Origin of the sequence: Natrinema sp. 74 (genome assembly GCF_046097095.1) — an archaeon.
GTDB lineage: Archaea > Halobacteriota > Halobacteria > Halobacteriales > Natrialbaceae > Natrinema.
The window spans coordinates 1555439-1573772 of the sequence record NZ_CP175698.1 but is presented as its reverse complement, the minus strand read 5'-3'; the positions used below and the strand labels follow the sequence as shown (position 1 = coordinate 1573772).

16 protein-coding genes and 1 tRNA gene are annotated in these 18334 nt (G+C 63.9%); 7 read left to right on the top strand and 10 right to left on the bottom strand.

The window, feature by feature from the left end; translation table 11 throughout:
* Positions 1 to 363: 363 nt before the first annotated feature.
* Complete coding sequence (locus ACJ70B_RS07815) at positions 364 to 831, bottom strand: histidine kinase (protein ID WP_408959838.1); 468 nt, start codon at positions 829 to 831, stop codon at positions 364 to 366.
* A gap of 125 nt (positions 832 to 956) precedes the next feature.
* On the opposite strand from ACJ70B_RS07815, the gene ACJ70B_RS07810 reads away from it, so the two are divergent.
* The 5 genes from ACJ70B_RS07810 to ACJ70B_RS07790 all read left to right on the top strand — a co-directional run bounded on the left by ACJ70B_RS07810 (position 957) and on the right by ACJ70B_RS07790 (position 4427).
* Entirely contained in the window at positions 957 to 1205 is a 249-nt protein-coding gene (locus ACJ70B_RS07810; protein ID WP_408959837.1) for a hypothetical protein, read from the top strand.
* Between the two features lie 79 nt (positions 1206 to 1284).
* Positions 1285 to 1662, top strand: a complete 378-nt coding sequence (locus ACJ70B_RS07805) for a helix-turn-helix domain-containing protein (protein WP_408959836.1) — start codon at positions 1285 to 1287, stop codon at positions 1660 to 1662.
* Between the two features lie 52 nt (positions 1663 to 1714).
* A complete protein-coding gene (thrC, locus tag ACJ70B_RS07800; RefSeq protein WP_408959835.1) occupies positions 1715 to 2974 on the top strand; it encodes a threonine synthase in 1260 nt (419 codons plus the stop codon).
* Positions 2975 to 3072: 98 nt separating this feature from the next.
* Entirely contained in the window at positions 3073 to 3429 is a 357-nt protein-coding gene (locus ACJ70B_RS07795; protein ID WP_408959834.1) for a hypothetical protein, read from the top strand.
* 98 nt (positions 3430 to 3527) lie between these two features.
* Positions 3528 to 4427, top strand: a complete 900-nt coding sequence (locus ACJ70B_RS07790) for a transcription initiation factor IIB (RefSeq protein WP_408959833.1) — start codon at positions 3528 to 3530, stop codon at positions 4425 to 4427.
* Between the two features lies 1 nt (position 4428).
* Here the strand turns inward: ACJ70B_RS07790 and ACJ70B_RS07785 are convergent, their stop codons facing one another.
* Positions 4429 to 7065 (bottom strand): ATP-binding protein, encoded by a 2637-nt coding sequence (locus ACJ70B_RS07785; RefSeq protein WP_408959832.1) that lies wholly within the window; start codon positions 7063 to 7065, stop codon positions 4429 to 4431.
* A gap of 305 nt (positions 7066 to 7370) precedes the next feature.
* Positions 7371 to 7443, bottom strand: a tRNA-Pro gene (locus tag ACJ70B_RS07780).
* A 157-nt stretch (positions 7444 to 7600) separates the two neighbouring features.
* On the opposite strand from ACJ70B_RS07780, the gene ACJ70B_RS07775 reads away from it, so the two are divergent.
* Positions 7601 to 7849, top strand: coding sequence for a pro-sigmaK processing inhibitor BofA family protein (locus ACJ70B_RS07775; RefSeq protein ID WP_408959831.1), 249 nt, complete (start codon positions 7601 to 7603; stop codon positions 7847 to 7849).
* 18 nt (positions 7850 to 7867) lie between these two features.
* Here the strand turns inward: ACJ70B_RS07775 and ACJ70B_RS07770 are convergent, their stop codons facing one another.
* On the bottom strand, positions 7868 to 8554 hold the full coding sequence (locus tag ACJ70B_RS07770) for a hypothetical protein (protein WP_408959830.1): 687 nt from the start codon (positions 8552 to 8554) through the stop codon (positions 7868 to 7870).
* 148 nt (positions 8555 to 8702) lie between these two features.
* Positions 8703 to 10769 carry a DEAD/DEAH box helicase gene (locus tag ACJ70B_RS07765; protein WP_408959829.1) on the bottom strand — a complete coding sequence of 689 codons (2067 nt, stop codon included), beginning with the start codon at positions 10767 to 10769 and terminating at the stop codon, positions 8703 to 8705.
* Positions 10770 to 10960: 191 nt separating this feature from the next.
* Between ACJ70B_RS07765 and ACJ70B_RS07760 the strand changes: the two genes are divergently transcribed.
* On the top strand, positions 10961 to 13357 hold the full coding sequence (locus tag ACJ70B_RS07760) for a methyl-accepting chemotaxis protein (protein ID WP_408960088.1): 2397 nt from the start codon (positions 10961 to 10963) through the stop codon (positions 13355 to 13357).
* A gap of 98 nt (positions 13358 to 13455) precedes the next feature.
* Here the strand turns inward: ACJ70B_RS07760 and ACJ70B_RS07755 are convergent, their stop codons facing one another.
* From ACJ70B_RS07755 to ACJ70B_RS07735, 5 genes are all read right to left on the bottom strand, one after another.
* Positions 13456 to 14586, bottom strand: a complete 1131-nt coding sequence (locus tag ACJ70B_RS07755) for an ABC transporter substrate-binding protein (protein WP_408959828.1) — start codon at positions 14584 to 14586, stop codon at positions 13456 to 13458.
* A gap of 56 nt (positions 14587 to 14642) precedes the next feature.
* Entirely contained in the window at positions 14643 to 15749 is a 1107-nt protein-coding gene (locus ACJ70B_RS07750; RefSeq protein ID WP_408959827.1) for an ABC transporter substrate-binding protein, read from the bottom strand.
* Between the two features lie 43 nt (positions 15750 to 15792).
* Entirely contained in the window at positions 15793 to 16650 is an 858-nt protein-coding gene (locus tag ACJ70B_RS07745; RefSeq protein ID WP_408959826.1) for an ABC transporter ATP-binding protein, read from the bottom strand.
* A complete protein-coding gene (locus ACJ70B_RS07740; protein ID WP_408959825.1) occupies positions 16650 to 17759 on the bottom strand; it encodes a FecCD family ABC transporter permease in 1110 nt (369 codons plus the stop codon). Before ACJ70B_RS07740 ends, ACJ70B_RS07745 begins: the two co-directional genes overlap by 1 nt.
* Positions 17760 to 17867: 108 nt before the next feature.
* The gene (locus ACJ70B_RS07735; RefSeq protein WP_408959824.1) at positions 17868 to 18245 is read right to left on the bottom strand and encodes a cupin domain-containing protein; all 378 of its coding nucleotides are present in this window, start codon (positions 18243 to 18245) and stop codon (positions 17868 to 17870) included.
* Positions 18246 to 18334 lie beyond the last annotated feature (89 nt).

Here is an 18334-nt window from a genome sequence, read left to right as displayed (position 1 = left end):
AACGAGCCCAAGCGAAAAAAGGTGGCCCTGGAGGCGCTGTTGAGTTGGCTGCTCGAGTAGCCGGCTGTACGCCGGCGGCTCGACACGCCGTTGAATGTTGCTCTCGTCGAAGAAACCGATCGTTTACTCAGTCAACACTGTCTTGGTAGCTCTCTCTGAGCGTACTTATTTTCTAACTATCTGGCACAGTTATATTGGGTGGCGTCGATGAAACGAGTGGACAATGTCGTTCAGATTGCTGCTTGCGGCGCTACTCATGCTGGCAGGGCCCGCGGCCCTGATGGCGCTGGTCGTGCTGTGACGATTGGGGATGGGGTATCGGCGACTGATCGGGGGAGTGCGTTGCTCCGCCGTTGCGATTTCTCACTCGAGCAACGCGTACGCCGCGCCGAGGACGAACCCGTACGCGACGTGGCCGATGAGGCTCTCGACCGCGACGTTTGGCACGCCGGGTGCCATCGCGAAGCCGACCGCCGAGAGCCAGATCGGCATGACGACGGCCGCGAGGAGCGCCCAGACGACGATGCCGTAGCCGAGTCCGAGCGCGCTGCTGGTCGCGATCCCCGGATCGGGGTGGCCCGTCGCGACGAGCACCGCGGCGAAGACGACGCCGAGGACGGCCCCGTGAGCGACGTGAAGAATCATTCCCGCGAGGCCGCCCTCGAGGCCGTACAGCGCCGGAATCGCGGTCTCGAGGACGCCGGGCGTTTGCATCGCCAGCATCGCGCCGAAGACGATCGCACCGGCGATTCCGCCGACGGTGCCCGCCTGCCAGGGCTCGAGTTTCGTTTCGGTTCGGTCGGCCGTTCGAGTGGTGGTCTCTGATGCCATACGAGACCAGACGATCGTACTGCGTGTAGCGCTATCTCGGTCTGGTAACGGTGCTGCACAGCCGTCGGCAGGCGCGAACCGTCCGACACGAAACTTCATTGGACCGGCGGTCCCAGAACAACTCGATGTCGAACCCGCTTCGCATTGCGGCGGGCGAACTCGAGACGGACGCGATCATGGCCGCGATCGAGGACGGGCACCGAGTCGTGATCACGACGACGGCGGCACAGGACGAGTACGAGGTGACGCTGCGGTACGACGGGTCGGTGTACTACTGCGATACGCCGACGCGGCTCCACCGCCACGAGAGCGAACGGGAGATGCGGGCCTGTATCCAGAAGATGGGATATGGGGCGGACGGTGGGGACGCGTAACGTCGTAGTGGCCGTGGGGTCCTCGGCTTCGAACGCCGGCTGCGGCGATTTTTTCACGTTTTCGCCCGTACGGATGGGCATGACTGACACCCCTCAACACCGCCTCGGGGAACTGATGGAGCGGTCGAACCCGCCGTTCGAGGAGGTGATGAGTTGCGTGTTCGGAATCGAGACCCACGAGACGCGGGCGTACCTCGTCCTCTGTGAGCAACCCGGCAGCACGATCGAGGAACTGGCCGCCACGCTCGACCGAGATCGCAGTACGGTCAACCGCTCGCTGTCGACGCTGCGCGATCGAGGGCTCGTCCGACGGGACCGACGCCTGCTGGACGGTGGCGGCTACGTCTATCAGTACACCGCCATTGCGCTTCCGGAAGCCAAGGAACTGCTCCACGAGGCGCTGGACGCCTGGACGGCGACGGTCCACGACGTGATCGACGACTTCGACGCACAGTGAGTGCAGCGCCGAATCCGCTCACTTTTTCCCCTTCGCCTCCGTCTCGCCGACAATGAGTCTCAGCCTCTCCGCTGACCGGCCGGACGTTCCCGACAACGCCGACGACGGCGTCTGGCTCGAGTGCATCGACTGCGGCGAGACGTTCGCCCCCTTCGACGACGTCCGATACACCTGCGACGACTGCGATAGCCTGCTCGAGGTCCGCTACGCCGACCTCCCGACGTTCGACGACTTCGAGGGGCAGGGCGTCTGGCGCTACGCCGACGCACTCCCCTTCGAGACGGGCGTTTCAATTCAGGAAGGCGCGACGCCGCTGTACGAGGTTCCCCGCCTCGAGGACGATATCGGCGTCGAGGCCCTGCGGATCAAACACGAGGGAATGAACCCGACCGGCTCGTTCAAGGATCGCGGGATGACCGTCGGGGTCAAGGTTGCGGAGGAACTCGGCGTCGACCGACTCGCGTGTGCGTCGACGGGTAACACCAGCGCCGCGCTGGCGGCCTACGGCTCCCGCGGCGGGATGCAGACGCTCGTGCTCCTCCCCGCAGGAAAGGTCGCGGCGGGCAAGATCGCCCAGGCGAGTCTCCACGGTGCGCGCATCCTCGAGGTCGACGGCAACTTCGACGCCTGCCTCGACATCGTTCAGGAACTCGCGGGCCAGGGCGAGGCCTACCTGCTGAACTCGCTGAATCCCTTCCGACTCGAGGGCCAGAAGACGATCGGCCTCGAGATCCTCGAGGGCTTCCTCGCGGACTACGACACCGTCCCGGATCGGATCGTCCTTCCGGTCGGCAACGCGGGCAACACGTCGGCGCTGTACAAAGCCTTCCGCGAACTCGTCCAGGCCGGCGAGCTCGACGAACGCGACGTGCCGAAACTGACCGGTGTCCAGGCCGAGGGTGCCGCGCCGATGGTCGAGGCGATCGAGAACGGAGCCGACGAGGTCCGTCGCTGGGACGACGTAGAGACGCGCGCGACCGCCATCCGGATCGGTAACCCGGTCAACGCGCCGAAAGCCCTCCCCGGCATCCGCGAGACCGACGGCACCGCCGTCGCGGTCTCCGACGAGGAGATCACCGAGGCCCAGCGCGATATCGCAGGCGAGGGGATCGGCGTCGAACCCGCCTCTGCCGCTTCCGTCGCCGGACTGCGGAAACTCCGCGACGAGGGCATCGTCGGTGACGACGAGCGCGTCGCCTGTCTCACCACCGGCCACCTGCTCAAAGACCCCGACGCCGCAGCCGCCGCCGGTGGCGATCCCGAACCCGTCCCCGCCGACATGCAAGGGGTGCTCGAGCACCTCGACCGCTAACGTCGTCACGTCGGTCGGACGCACGACGCTCGTCGGACGCGTCTGACACCCGACTGACTGACCTTTTTCCGAATTCGTGTGGTAATCTGTGACGAGCCATGTCCGCCGAGCAACGAGGCTACACTCCCGTCACCGCCATCGACGAGCGGTCCCGGATCACGTCGATCGGTCCGACTCCCGGCACGGACTCCCGCTTCGAGAGTCCGTTCCGACGGTCGTCCACCGTCGACGCTGGCCGATTCGAACTCCCGCTCACCTACCGAATTGAACGAACAAGACTCCGCGCTCGAGTCGCCGCGCTCGAGCGAGCGGTCGAAACGAGCGAGCAACGGCGTCAAGACGTCATCGATCAGTACGAACGGCTGCTGGCCGACCGTGACGATGCAGACGGCCCAGAACGGTCCGGGCCGGCGTCGCGGTCACGCCCTCTCCTCTCGCGGTTGATCGGTCGATGACACTCCAATTCCGCCTTTCGACTCTTTTCTGATCCGTTAAACATCTCCACTTCTTTAAATACTACAGGCGTGATAGTAACGGACGGGAGGAGGTATTCATGTCAAACGCTGATTCGTCTGTGGTCTGCCCCGAGTGCAACAGCAGATTACGGTGGAGCGGTACCGAAGCGGTGTGTGAAGAGTGCGGACTCGTCGCCGGCGAAGACGCGATCGACCGCGGACCGGAGTGGCGATCGTTCGACGACGATGACGTCGACCGACGGCGGACCGGTGCACCGTTGACCCGCTCGAGACACGACCGCGGGCTCTCGACGAAGATCGGCTACGGCACCGGTTCCGGGTCGGCTCGGCGGACTCGACTGACCGGTCGAAAGCGCCGACAGATCACGCGACTCCGTCGGGAACACAACCGCGCTCGCATCGCCACGAAAGCCGACCGAAATCAGGTGTACGGCTTCACGGAGATCAGACGGATCACCGCTCGACTCTCGTTGCCCGACGCCATCCGGGAGCAGTCCTGTGTCCTCTTCGACTCCGCACAGTCCGAGGGGCTCTTTCAGGGCCGCTCTCTCGAGGGCTTTGCCGCCGCTACCGTCTACGCGACCTGCCGGACCAGTTCGAACGCCCGAACGATCGACGAGATCGTCGCTATCGCGCGCGCCGACGCCGACGAACTCTCGGCGGCCTACGACGCAATGAACCGAGAGCTCGGTCTGCCGACCGGGCCGATCGATCCCGCTGAGTATCTCCCGCGGTTCGCCTCGGAACTCGGCCTTGAGACACCCATCGAAACCCGAGCAATGGACCACCTCGAGGCGTTGCTCGAGGCAAAGCGGATCGGCGGCCGAAAGCCAAGCGGCGTTGCCGCGGCCTGTCTCTACAAAGCCGCCGGCGAACGCGAGGACTGGCCGACGGTAACGCAGGCCGACGCGGCCGATGTCGCCGATGTCGTGCCGGTAACGATTCGGTCGACGGTCACTGCGATCGACGACCTGTGATCTACGTCGTCCGGAGCGTGTCCGTACTCGGCTCGTAGACTTCGCCTTTCTGTTTGAGCTTGTCGATCTCGTGTTCGGCCTTGGACTGGTCCATCCCAATCTCGTCGGCTCGTTCCATGACGATGTCGACCGGCGCGCCGTCGTCGTACTCCTCTTCGATGTCGCTGATGAGTTGCTTGAGGTTCTTGATCCGGTCGCGCTGGGACTTCGAGGTGCCGGCCTCGACGATGTCCGCGTCGAACTCGCCGGTCTCGGGGTCGACGCCGATATCCTGCAGACACGAGCGGACGATTTCGACGGACCGTTCGGCGTCGTTCTGCTCGACCGTGTCCGAGAGCCGAACGCGGGCACTCGCCTCCGCGAGTCGAACCAGCGCCTCGAGCTTTCGGGCCGTGACCGGAACGGCAGCGTCCTCGTCGGTCCCTTTCGAGCGCAGGTCTACGTAGAAGTCCCGAATCGTTTCTTGGGCCGCTTCGGTCATCCGCGGGTGACAGTTCTGCTTGGCGTAGGCGATGTACTTCCGCAGAAGTTCGGCGTCGACCTCTGGATTGACCTGCTCGGTCATCTCGCCGATCTCGTCGGCGCTGACATCGAGCGAACTCATCTGCTCGCGCTGGGTGGTCAATTCGCCGGCGTAGTTGGTCGTGATGATGTGCTCGGCGAGGTTGCGGTCTTTCTCCTCGTCGGGCGTGTCCGTGACCGTGAAAATGAGGTCGAACCGCGAGATCAGCGCCGGCTCGAGGTCGATCTGCTCGCTGATGGGCTCGTACTGGTCGAACCGGCCGTACTTGGGGTTTGCCGCGCCGAGTAACGAACAGCGAGATTTAAGAGTTGCATTGATACCGGCCTTACTCACAGATATTTTTTGCTGCTCGAGGGCTTCGTGCATAGCTGACCGGTCTTCCGACCGCATTTTGTCTAGCTCGTCAACTGCTGCGATCCCTTGATCGGCGAGGACGAGTGCGCCGGCCTCGAGGCTCCACTGCTGGCCGTCGCCGAAGTCGTCTCGGACGGCGGCGGCCGTCAGCCCCGCCGAGGACGACCCTTTCCCGGAGGTGTAGACGGACCGGGGTGCAATGTTTTCGATGTACCCCAGCATCTGAGAGTTATGTGAGACAACCCCGTTCGAGATGTAGTTGTGGGTGCCTTCGACCTCGAGGTCGTATACCCACTCGTAATCGGGTTCGACCGTCTCGATCGAACTGATTCGATCGGTGGTGACAGTCGTCGGTGTAATAGCCGCCCCGCCGTCAGTGAGTACGGGGGCCGTAGCCGGCTGACCGCCTGTACCGGTACCACTCGTGACGACGGCGTCCCCGATCGAGAGGTCGTCGGCACGAACTGGCCGAACGCCGTCGGTAGTGGGTACGAACAGCGGATGCGACGGCGTCACCTCGAGTTCACGACCGCTCGAGGTCTGCACGCGATACATTCGGTCAGGTGCTTCGCGCTTCCAGACCTTCGTCGCTCGCTGCAGGGCGATCGAGCCGTCGTCTTGCAGAGACGGAACCTCGAGATCGATCTCGTCGTACCAGCCATCGTCGATCGGCGTCGGAGCGTCGAGATTCGATTCGACGAGTTCGCGAATCGGAACGTCTTGGCCGTCCGCGAGTGTGACCATCGTGTTACCGCGAACGCACTTCCCAGTACCGGGGTCCCCGATCAGGAGCATGTGAAGGTCGCCACGAATCCTCGAGCCGTCGGGTAACTGCTTTGTCACCCCCGAAAATAGCTGGAGGATCATCGCGAGCTTCTCCTGTTCGTAGCCGTAGATAGACGGCGCGATGGAGTCGACCATCTGCTCGTAGATATCCTCGCTCGAGGAGAGCCGGACGATTTCTTCCTTGTCGTCGTCGGTGATGTCCATGTCCTCGAACTGCTCTTCGTCGATGTCGACGGACATGCCCTCCATGTAGAAGTCGAAGACGGGCGATTTCTCCTGTTGGTCGCCCTGTTGCTCGAGTCGGAGGACGCCGGTCGCGGAGACGTGGTCGCCGGGGGTGACCTCACCGGTGATGTCGTCTTCGATGTTGACGTCCAGTGACTGGGGCGTCTCGCCGCCGCGGAGCCCTTCGGGGCTCTCCTGGATGCGGATCTTCTGGGAGTCGACAAATTCGGACTGGTCGAAGTTAACGCGGAACGGTCCCTGCCGTTCACAGCCCTGACACTCGTGGGGTTCCTGGAAGTCACCGCTGGACTGGGGGACACGGGTGAGCGTGCCACAGAGCTGACATTCGAAGGCGGCTTCCTCGATTTTCGGGCGGACGTCCGTTGCTTTGCGGACGATCCCGTGGACCTGGACGAGGGAGTTCATGTCCCGGGCGCGGATCTCCCGAATTTCGGGGGACTCGGTCTCGGGGAGGTTTCGAACGCGGACGTGGGCCTGCCCGAGGCTCACGTCGATCGGGAGGTCGTACAGCCGAAGCGCTTCCTCGGCGTAGCGCTGTAGCTGTTCGGGCTGGGCGATGAAGTCGTCGGCGAGATCGGGATCGAATCGATAGAGGTCCTGCCAGTCGACGTGCAGCGATCGCTGTTCGTTGGGGTAGCGCTGCGCAAGCCGTTTGATCTCGTTGTCGTAGTAGTTGCGAAAAAACTGCTCGAAAGAGTCGACGAGTTCGGAATTACCCGCTTGCGCCATTGCACCCTTCTAGGGCTGCCATCGGGTATAAATGGTCGTATACCGCGGTGAAACTGACCGAGTCCGTCGGGGGTCGTCCGCCGGCATGTCGGGGTCTTGCCTCGAGTCAGATCAGTGCCCAGTCGATGAACGTCGGTCGTCCGCGCGGCCACGATGATGGACTGCTTTGCGATTGGTGTGGAAATCGTTTCAGCAGCTACTATCGGACGCTGCCGTCACCCCAATAGTAGCCGGGATCAGCCACTGACCGGTATGAGAACGGACGCAGAGAAATGGCGAACCCCTCCACTTCGATTTTGTACGTATGGGATCGCCCGGATTTGAACCGGGGTCACGGGCACCCAAGGCCCGAAGTATACCAAGCTAACCCACGATCCCGTATCCCTGCTACCGTCCCGACCTCATAAAGCGTTTCGTTCTCCTCTCGGTGTCACTTGTCGGTCGGTCGCCGTGCCAGATTGGATGGTTTCCCCTTATGTCGCAGCGACGGAAGCTAGGCCGAACGATTTTGGCCGTTGCCGTGATAGCGTTCGCTATGACTGGCCTCGAGATCCTGCTTCTGGTCCTCGTGCTCGTCGTCTTGGTTGGCGCGGCCCAACTCGTTCAGACGGCCAGACCCTTCATCGTCAACGCGGTGGCCGGACTCGTGGTGCTGTATATCGCACAGGTCGTCTTCGGTGTCGGCGTCGCGGTGACGCCGATCGTCCTCGCGGTCGTCGCGATCGGGGGTGTCCCGGGCTCTGTACTCGTGATCGCGCTGTCGCTGGTCGGCGTCGCGTTCTGACCGCTCTCGCAGTCGGACTCACTTGCCGAGAATTCGGGCGATGTCCTCGTCGGTCGCCTCGGTACTGGCGTCGGGCTCGAGGTCGATCGTCGGCTCGTCTTCCCACTCGGCGAGGAGCGTTGCGACCTCCTCGTCGGTCGCTTCCGGGAGCGATTCGTCGGCGTCGTCGGCGACGACCGCATCGAAGATCGTACCGAACGTCGAGACGACGCGGTCTTCGTGGCGCGTCGGGTCGAAGTGGAAGTGAGCGTAGGCGTCGACGTTCGCGAGTCGGTTAGTGAGGACGTGTGTAAACTGGAAGACCTCCTTCGGCGAGGTGTGCCGAAGCAGGCCGTCGAGCGAGTCGAAACAGACCGTGATGTCCTCGTCGGCCTCGGACCAGTGTTTGCAAAAGCGGCTGATCGCGACGCCGATCGCCGAGAGGTCGGTCGGATCGGTCACCGAGTCGGTGACGACCGACCGGTCGAAGTCCGGCACTGACTCGTCGGCGGTCAACACGTTCCCGACCGTGAGCTGTCCGTGCTTTCCGTCGACTGCGTCCTCGTCCGGATAATCTGGCTCTTCGTCCGCGAACGTGACCGAGAGACGTGCCGTGCCACCGTCATCGTGACATAGCTGATCGCAGGTCTCCGGCTCCGTCCGTTTCGGATGGACGAGCAGGACATTCGCCGGTGGGTCGATCGCGGCTGGCGTACTCGTGTCCATGGTGACAATGCTGCGTGCGGTTCCCCGCGTCGGCCATCGATTGGTCCCTCTCGTCCTTTATCGTTCCGGCCGCAAACAGGTCAGCAAAAACGGTTACGGCCGCTCCGAGCTTCGCTATCGGTGGGTATCGATCTGCAGTGACACGGCGTTATAACTCTTCGTCGCGGAGTTCGATGTCCGCAACGAGGTCGTAGGGGTGGGCGTCCTTCCGAATGCCGTCGACGAGGGTAAACGCCTCGCCGGGTGCCAGGAAGTGTTCGGTGACGACACGACCGAGCGGCGTGGGTTCGAAGCCGTCGATGAAATCGTACTCGAGCAGTTTTCCGATCGCGTGTTTCGTCGGGATCTCGCCGATCATTCGGTCGCTGAGCGCCTTCGTGGCTTTTCCGCCGACCGTGACGTTGGCCAGCGTCTCCTCGACGGCCGCGGCCTCGTCGTAGTGGGTCATCACCGATTCCATCTCCCCTTTGAGGAGTTTGAAGGCGACCTCGTCTTCGGTCATCTCCATCGAGTTGTGGTAGGTGCAGTCGGGTTCGACGAGGACGTACACCTTGCCCTCGTCGTGGTAGTCTGGCCGGCCTGCGCGGCCGAGCATCTGGTGGAATTCCTGGACCGAGAGCCACTCGATGCCCATCGCCAGCGAATCGAAGACGACCTGTGAGGCCGGGAAGTCGACCCCCGCGGCCAGCGCGGCGGTCGTCACGACCGCCGACAGCTCCTGGTCGCCGAACTTGCGCTCGACTTCCTTCCGGCGTCCGTAGTCCAAGCCGGCGTGGTACGGTGCGGCCGAGTAGTCGAGTTTCCGCGAAATCTCGTGACAGCGCCGCCGGGAATTCGTGAAGATGATCGTCTGGCCGCGATACCCCTTCGAGGACTCGGTGTCGAACTCGCGTTTGACCAGCTTGTTCTCCACCCGGACTTTCTCTTGGCCGTCCGCGAAGGTGACGTGGCGCTCGATTGGGACGGGCCGCTCCTCGAACTCGATGAGCGTCGACTCGAGGCCCGCCGCCAACTGCTCGGGGTTTCCGACGGTCGCCGAGAGGGAGATCCACTGCGCTCCCTGGTAGTCGTCGCGGCGCTTTGCCCGTTGCTCGCAGACGTACTTGAGCCGCGAGATCAGGCCGTCGAGGCGGTGGCCGCGGTCGTCTTCCTTGAGCGTGTGGACCTCGTCGATGACGACGGTGCCGATGTCGCCCATGTCCTTGCCCGTCCGCAGGGCGTGGTCGATTCCCTCGTAGGTGCCAACGATCACGTCGGCGTTGGGGTCGAACTGGTTGCCGTTGTCGGCAATCCGGCTCGCGCCGACGCGGATGGAGACGTCGACGAGGTGGCCGTACTCGTCTTTGAAGTCCTCGTGCTTCTGGTTTGCCAGCGCGACGAGGGGAACGAGAAAGAGCATCTTCCCCTTGCCGTTTAACACGCGATTGATCCCGGCCATCTCGCCGATGAGGGTCTTCCCGGTCGCCGTCGCCGAGACGACCAGTTGGTCCTCGCCATCGAACAGTCCGTTCTCGACCGAGAGGCTCTGGACGGGTAGTAGGGTCTCGAACCGGTCCTCGAGTAGTCCCTGGAGCCCCGGGTGCAGGTTCAGCGAGTCCGTCCGAACGGGATCGACCTCGTCGGTCGTCGCCGAAATGGTATCGAACTTCGTGAGGTCGGGATCGAGACGGCCCTTGAGCAGGTTGACGATCCGCTCTAAGTCCTGAACCTCCATCATGAGGTCCTCGAGGCGCTCTTTCGCGGCACCGGTCACGTCGCCGCCGCCGGAAAAGGAGAGCTGGCGCTCGAGTTCCTGGCGCGCGCAGTCACGGCAGATCCAGTCTTCGTCGTCCTTGACGGCGGTCTCGGTCGTCACCGGCGAATAGCGGCCTGCGGAGGCGCAGTACCGGCAGGTCCGGACGGCTTTGGCCTTGTCCTCGAGCTGGTAGCCCGCGAGCATCTCCGTCAGCTCCCGGCGGGCTTCGGGGGAGGTCTGCTCGGAGACGCGGATACGCTCGGCACGGCGAGCGAGTTCGACGAACTCGTCGGGCTGGCGGGGCTCCTCGCTCGAGCCGTCCTTGAGCCGGAACTTCGCGGGGCGGGGGCCGGCCGAGGTCTCCGAGAGCTCGAGTTTCGCTCGGAAGAGCCGTTTTCCGTCGCGTTCGACGACGACGAGGTAGTCGTCGCCGGTCTGGTGACAAAAGATCGTTTCGACCTGCGGGACCTGCTTCGACACGCACGTTCGTATGGTGGCACGGTATTTCAGCGGTTCGGACTGGGGTGGCTGTCCCGATACCGGCGGCCGCTCGTAGGGCCGAGGCCTTCCGGTGAATTCGGTTGCGAGTTCAGTATCGAATGCATGCTACCTATAGTCATACGTAACACTCTTAGCGACTTACATGAATGGTGCATCGAATCCCCTATTCGATGATTCCGAATCCGTGGGAGGGTGTTCCGGGCGTTCGGCGCAGCTATGCGCTTCGATTTCTCTCCGCGCTCGTCGTCGTCTTTCTGGTGGTAGGGCTTTTCGGTGCGAGCATCTATGCGCATACCGGGAACGAACTCCGGACCGACGTTGAGTCGCAACTCGTCAGCGACGCACAGAAGGACGCCAATCGACTCGATATCTGGTTTCGGTCCACCGAGCGCTATCTGGGATCGCTGCCCCGGTCGGTCGCGTTTCGCAACGACGACCGGGTCGCGATCGCCGACTCGTTACACCGCATGAACGACCGGACCGCGTTCGAGGGGGCCTACTACGTCGACGCGGAGACGGGGGCCGTCCGCGCCAGCGCGGGAACGAACGCGGTCATCGACGACGGTAACCTGAGCGCCACGGTCCGCGATCGGCTTGCTGCCGCCACGGCAGACGAGTCTCAGGTCGTCTTTTCTGCCCCGTTCCGCACCGACGGCGGGCGGCCCGCGCTACTCGCCGTCAGCCGCGTTCCGGGTCAGGCCGATCGCATCGTCGTCGGTCTCGTCGACCTCGAGTCGCTGTCGCAGTACATGATCGGCTCCGACGAGACCAACGACGTGATCGTCGTCGATGGAAACGGGACCGTCGTTCTCGCGGAGGATCGATCGCTGTTGCTCGAAGACGACGCCCTCGATTCGTCGGCCGTCTCGGCGGCCAACGGGACGACCTCGCTCGCGGCCGACGGAAACACGTCGGGCGACACCGTCGTCGGCTACGCGGCGCTTACAAACGCGGACTGGACGCTGACGGCTCGCGTCCCCGCATCGCAGGCCTACTCGCTGCAGTCGGACATCTCGACGCAGATTCTGGCGATGCTCGCCGTGGTCTTCGGGAGCTTCCTCCTGCTCGGCGCGACCGTCGGTCGGAACACCGCCGGCTCACTTCAGGACCTCGCCGAACGGGCTGCGGCGATCGAGGACGGCGACTTGGACGAATCCCTCGAGTCAGACCGGTCCGACGAACTGGGCGACCTCTACCGGTCGATCGACCGGATGCGCCGGTCACTGCGCGAGCGCCTCGAGGAGACGGAGGCGGCGCGGGCCGAGGCCGAGCGGGCTCGGACCGAGTCCGAGCGCTTCTCCCGGCAACTCGAGCGGACGGCCGACGCCTACGGTGAGACGATGCGCGCCTGCGCCGACGGCGACCTCACGCGACGGCTCGACCCCGACGCCGAGAGCGAGGCGATGGCGACGGTCGCGACCGAGTTCAATGCGATGATGGACGACCTCGAGACGACGGTGGCGGCGACGCGGGCGTTCGCCGATGCGGTCGACGAGGCCGCCGCGTCGACGGCCGACGGCGTCGTCGAGGTCCGATCGGCCTCCGAACAGGTGACGACGTCCGTTCAGGAGATCGCCGACGGTGCCGAGCGCCAGAGCACCCACCTCGCGGCGATCGGCGACGAGATCGACGAGCTTTCGACGACCACCCAGCAGATCGCCGCGACCTCCTCGCAAGTCGCCTCCCTCGCAGAACGGACTGCGTCGACGAGCGCGGACGCCCGCGAGGCCGCCCAGCGTGCGATCGCCGGGATGAACGCCATCGAGGACGAGGCGACCGACGCCGTCGCGGAAGTCGACCGGCTCGAGGCCGAAATCGAGGCGATCGACGACCTCCTCGAGTTCATCGGTGACGTAACGGCGGAGACGGACATGCTCGCGCTGAACGCGAGCATCGAGGCCGCACGCTCGAGTTCCGAAGACGCCCAGTTCAGCGCGGTCGCCGAGGAGGTCAAGTCTCTCGCCGCGGACACGCAGGAGGCCGCGACGGATATCGAAGAGCGCCTCGAGCGGGTCAGCGCCCAGACCGAGCAGGTCGCGGCCGTAGTCCGGGAGACCGACGCGCGGATCGCGGACCACCGGAGTGCGGTCGAGACGACGGTCGATGCGCTCGAGGAAATCTCGGCGTTCGTCGAGGAGACCAACGACGGCGTCCAGGAGATTTCGGCGGCGACCCAACAGCAGGCCGGCGCGACCCAGGAGGTCGTCACGATGACCGACGACGTGACGGCGATTAGCGAAGAGACCAGTGTCGAGGCGGAGACGGTCGCGGCAGCAGCCGAGGAACAGACCTCCTCGCTCGTCGAGGTCTCGCACACCGCCACGTCGCTGTCCGAGCGCGCGCGAGAACTCGCCGACGCGCTCTCCTCGTTCGAGGTCTCGGCCGAACCATCCGATTCCGCTGCGATCGAACCGGCGGCGACGGACCGCGGCCTCCCGTCCGCCGACGCCCACGTAGTCGACTCCGCTGTGGCGGACGACGACTCGGAGTCCACTGTAGAGCCGAGTACCGACGACGAGGCGGCGTCAGCGTCACCTCGAGATTTCGACTGGACGAGTTCACAGTAGCCGGCGCTCGGACCGGTCGTCACGGCTCGCCTCGAGGTGGCCTCGTGACTCGAGTGTCACCGTCGGACGCGCCGAAAACGGGGTCGCGAAATCGCTCGTCAGCTATCGCTGTTGACGATGTTACTGACTTCCTGACGGTCGTAGAGTTCCTTGTCGATGTTGTACACCTGCCGAGCCGCTCGCTCGGTGACGACGAGGTTCGTGATTGGTCCCTGATAGAGCGGGCCGCCACGGTAGACGTTGCCGTTTTGAACGGCGCTCAGTTCGCGGGCAACGTCGTCGTTTTCCATCTGGGAGACGATCGCGTTCTGGAACTCCTCGGCGGTCTTGTCTTCCTGCCCGCGGAACATAATGTAATCGGGGTCGATCTCGAGCAGCGTCTCGTAGCCGACCTTCCCGCGCGTGCTGTGGAAGTCTCGCACGTCCGTCTCGGCGAACGCGTCTCTGACTTTGAGGTCGCGCCACTGCTTGAAACTCGTTCCTTCGCCGATCAGGTACGGCGAGAACGAGCCCATCTCGCCCTCAGTTGCCCACATGATGGCGACGTTCGGCCGCTCTCCCTCCGGTGGCACGATCTCCTCGACGCTCGACTGGAACTCGTCGTGGAGGGAAGCGAACTTCTGGTAACGCTTTTCCTGTTTGAATACCTGTGATAGCTTCTCGAAGGCTTCGTACAGCGAGAGGTAGTCGTAGTCGTGCCAGCCGTAGCCGGTCGAGAAGATGCTATTGCCGAAAAACGGCGTTCCGGTCGCCTCTATTCGGTCGATGTCCTTCTGTTTCCAGCCGTCGGCTCTCCCGACGACGAAGTTCGGGTCCATGACGAACATGTCAACGTTCTCGCTCAGCGTCATGAACTCCTCCGAAGTCAGACTTCCGTCTCCCCAGAGCGATGTCATGCCGCTCTTGTCGACGCTCACGTCCGGAATCTCGTCGTAGTACTGCGTGTGGTACCGTCCCGTCTTGTACATTGCCGCGGGCGGCTTCTGGCCCAGCGCGACCCCCATGTCGGCCCAGCTACCGTTATTGGTGGCCCAGTTTTCCGGGACGCTCTCGAATTCGACCTCGCCGACCGGCGGCATCGACACGGTGTACGGCCCTCCCTCCGACGATCCGCCGCCGTTTCCGCTGTTCCCGTCGCCGCCGATACAGCCGGCAAGTGCACTCACGCCAGCGATCGCTCCTCCCGTTCGAAGGACGTTCCGTCTCGTCCACGCTCCTTGGTCGCTCATCAATATTTAGGCTAACCTAAAACAGTAAAAGTCTTGCGGACTCACTCGTCCGCCGGTCAGAAGTCGCCGGTGACGATCGCTGCGACTCGCTCCCGGTCGAACAGTGCTTCGCCCCCGAACGTGTCCGGATAGAGCCCTTGCGCCGTCCGTTCGAGCTGAAAGAGATGGATGATTGGCCCCTGATAGGTCATACCGCCGTAGATGACGCGATCGTCCCGTACCGCTCGTAGCTCGCTCGCGGCGTCGTGATTGCGCATGTACGCGACGATTCCACGTTCGAACTCCGACTCCGTGACCGCACCCTGCTGTCTGATCGCGATGACGTCGGGATCGATCTCGAGGAGCGTCTCGTAGCCGATCGCGCCGCCGGTCGCTTGGGCGTCTCCGACGCCGTTCGCGGCGAGCGCGCCGTCGACTCGGAGATCGTTCCAGTGTTTGGACTGCGTCCCCTCGTCGATGTGATACGGATAGAACGCGTCGGGCTCGGCCGATTTCGGGACGAGGACCGCGACTGTCGGTCGCTCGTCGGGGAGCCGTGTGTGGACGTCGGTTAGTACCTCCTCGTGGAGGGTCGCAAACGCCTCGTAGCGTGCTCGCTCCTGAAACACGTCGGCGATCTTCTCAAAGGCCTCGTAGAGGGTGTAACGCGTGTAGTCGTGCCAGTCGTAGTTGACCGAGAAGATCGTGTTGCCAACGAACGGTCCAACGACCTCCGCGATTCTGTCGACGTCGTCTCGGCTCCAGTTCAACCGGTTGATCGCGAAATTCGGATCGACGACGTGGACGTCCGCCTCGAGTTCGTAGAAAAGTTCCGTGTCGGTTCCGCCGTCCCAGAGTTGGGTCAGATCACCGGGGTCGATCGCGACGCCCGGTAGTTCCTCGTAGTGATGCGTGGCGTACCGGCTTCGAAGTCCGATTCCCACCAGTCCGTCACCTTGGCCGAGCGCGACACCCATGTCGGCGTAGTCGCCCGTAAAGGCGAGCCACGTCTCCGGGACGGCGTCGAACTCGACGGTTCCGACGGGCTCCATCGTCACCGAGTACGCGCTCTCGCCATCGGCCGGCCCGGACGTACCCAGGCAGCCGGCGACCGCGCCGACTCCCGTTGCCGCCACGCCCGCTTTCAGCACAGTCCGTCTCGTCTGCCGCGTCTCGGCCACCATCAAGTTTTAGGCTGGCCTAAAAGTACAAAACCGTTCCGATCGGTCACCGGTCCGGCAGCGCCCGCTTTGGCAACACCTGTAGCTCGGGTTCGTACTCGACGGTCGCTTCCACGCCGAAAACATCGGCGAGTAACTGTTCGGTCACGACCTCCTCGGGCGGCCCCCAGTCGTAGAGTTCGCCGTCGCGCATCGCGACGAGGTAGTCCGCGAAGCGGGCCGCCTGCGAGATATCGTGGAGAATAACCGCCACGGTAACGCCTTTCTCCTCGTTCAGCTGGCGGATCGTCTCGAGGACGCGAAACTGGTGGTGGACGTCCAGAAACGTCGTCGGTTCGTCGAGCAAGAGCACGTCCGTGTCCTGTGCGAGCACCATGGAGATCCAGGCCAGTTGCTTCTGGCCGCCGCTTAACTGGCCGAGTTCGGTGTCTCGCAGGTGCTCGATCCCGGCCAGATCGAGCGCGCGCTCGACCGCCCTGCGATCGGTCTCCCCCACGCTGTCGAAGAACCCCCGATGGGGGTAGCGGCCGTGGTAGACGAGGTCCTCGACGGTGATCGAACCCAGCGAGTCGTTTTCCTGGGAGAGGACGCCCAGTTCGCGCGCCAGTTCCTTCTGACCGAACGAATCGAGGTCGTCGCCGTGGATCTTCACCGTCCCCGTATCGGGCTCGAGATGGTTCGAAAGCGCCTTCAGTAGCGTACTTTTCCCGCTGCCGTTCGGGCCGACGAGCGCGGTCACCGCCTCCTCGGGAACGTCGAGACGCGCACACTCGACGATCGTCTCCTCGCTTGTCGGGTAACTCAACTCGAGGTCGTCGCCGACGAGTGCGCTCTCGACGGCGACGCCGTCGCCGTCGGTGATCCGATTCGTTTCGCCGCTCGCGTCTTGATACGTTCGTGACATTATAGCTCACCCATCGATTGCTGCTTGCGCATCAGATAGAGGAAGTACGGGCCGCCGACCAGCCCGGTGACGACGCCGACCGGTAACTGAAGCCCGGGGATCGCGAGCCGAGCACCGACGTCGGCGACGACCATCAGCGCGGGGCCGGCGAAGAGACAGCCGACGATCAGCCGTCGGTAGTCGCCACCGACCGTGTTCCGGACGATGTGGGGGACGACGAGCCCGAAGAAGCTGACGATGCCGGCCACGGCGATCGCGACGCTCGCGGCTAAGATAGCCACGACCGAGAGGAGAAACCGGGTTCGCTCGACGCGCATTCCGAGCGAACGGGCGGTGCGCTCGCCGAGCATCAAGACGTTCAGCTGTCGTGCGCCGCCGATCGCGATCGCGATCGAGAGCAGCGCCGGCAGGATCGCGATCCGGACCTCGTCCCAACCGGTCCCGGTGAGCGATCCGGTGAGCCAGGCGATCGCCGTCTGGACGACGCCGAGGTCGTCCGCGAAGAAGAACAGTCCCTGCTGGAGCGACTGGAAGACCATGTTGACGATGACGCCGGCGAGGACAAGCCGAACGGGACTCGTACCGCCCTTCCAGGCAATCGCGTACACGGTCAGGAACGCCACCGCGCCGCCGACGGTCGCGACCAGCGGCAACATGTGAGAAAGCCCGCTGAAGACGATCAGCGTCGCTAAAACGGCAAAGCCCGCGCCGGAGCTAACCCCTAGCACGAACGGGCTCGCGAGTTCGTTGCGCGTCACGGCCTGAAAGATCGCGCCGGAGACCGCGAGCGTCGCGCCGGCGATGATCGCGACGAACACCCGCGGTAGCCGAAGTTCCCACACGACGATGCTGCCGGTGCTCATTTCCGGGATCTCAGTCCCAAGGAGGAACGCTGACCAGGCGTTGAGGTTGAATATCACTTCGGGGTTGAACACTGCCTGCCACGCCTCGACGAACGTCATCGAGTACTCTCCGAAGCTTACCTGTATCAGGCCGGCGACGACGGTGATGACTGCACTCGCCAGACAAAAGAGGACGAGCGTCCCCGTAACCCATCCCTCCCGCTCCCGGGTGGCCGCCTGCTCACCGACCGACTGCGCTTCTGCCATCGCATTTAGGTGTGCCTAAAAGACGTTTAGTAGTTGCGGTTGCGAGACGGCATGACAGAACCCAGCTACGAACCACGCCGTGTCGGCCCGCGGTCGGATAGCATCCGATTACTCGCGACTGCGCTCGAGCAACCGAATTTCGTCGTCCCCGTTCGGAACCGCACAGATGAACGCGCCGGGCTCGTCGCCCTCGTTGCGGTACCAGTGGGCCGTCCCAGCGGGAATCAGCAGTGAATCTCCCGGCTCGACTTCGTATTCTTCGTCCTCGATACCCACCGTGTACTCGCCCGCGAGTACGTACTGTTCGTGCTCGACATCGTTTGTGTGTTTCGGCACCTCCCCGCCGGGCTCGAGAGTGAACCGTCGAATCGCGAAGTTCGGCGCGCCGTGATCGTCGGCGATCAGAACGCCCTTCTCGAGGCCGTCGGCGGCCTCGACCGGTTCGTATTCGATCTCGTTGCCGCGTCGTAGTTGCGGATCGGTCACACCGTAAGTCGGTGGCGGAACCACAAAATCGTCCGGTTCGCCGGACGCTGATCCCCTAAAATGGGACTGAGCCCCGCTCGAGAAACACC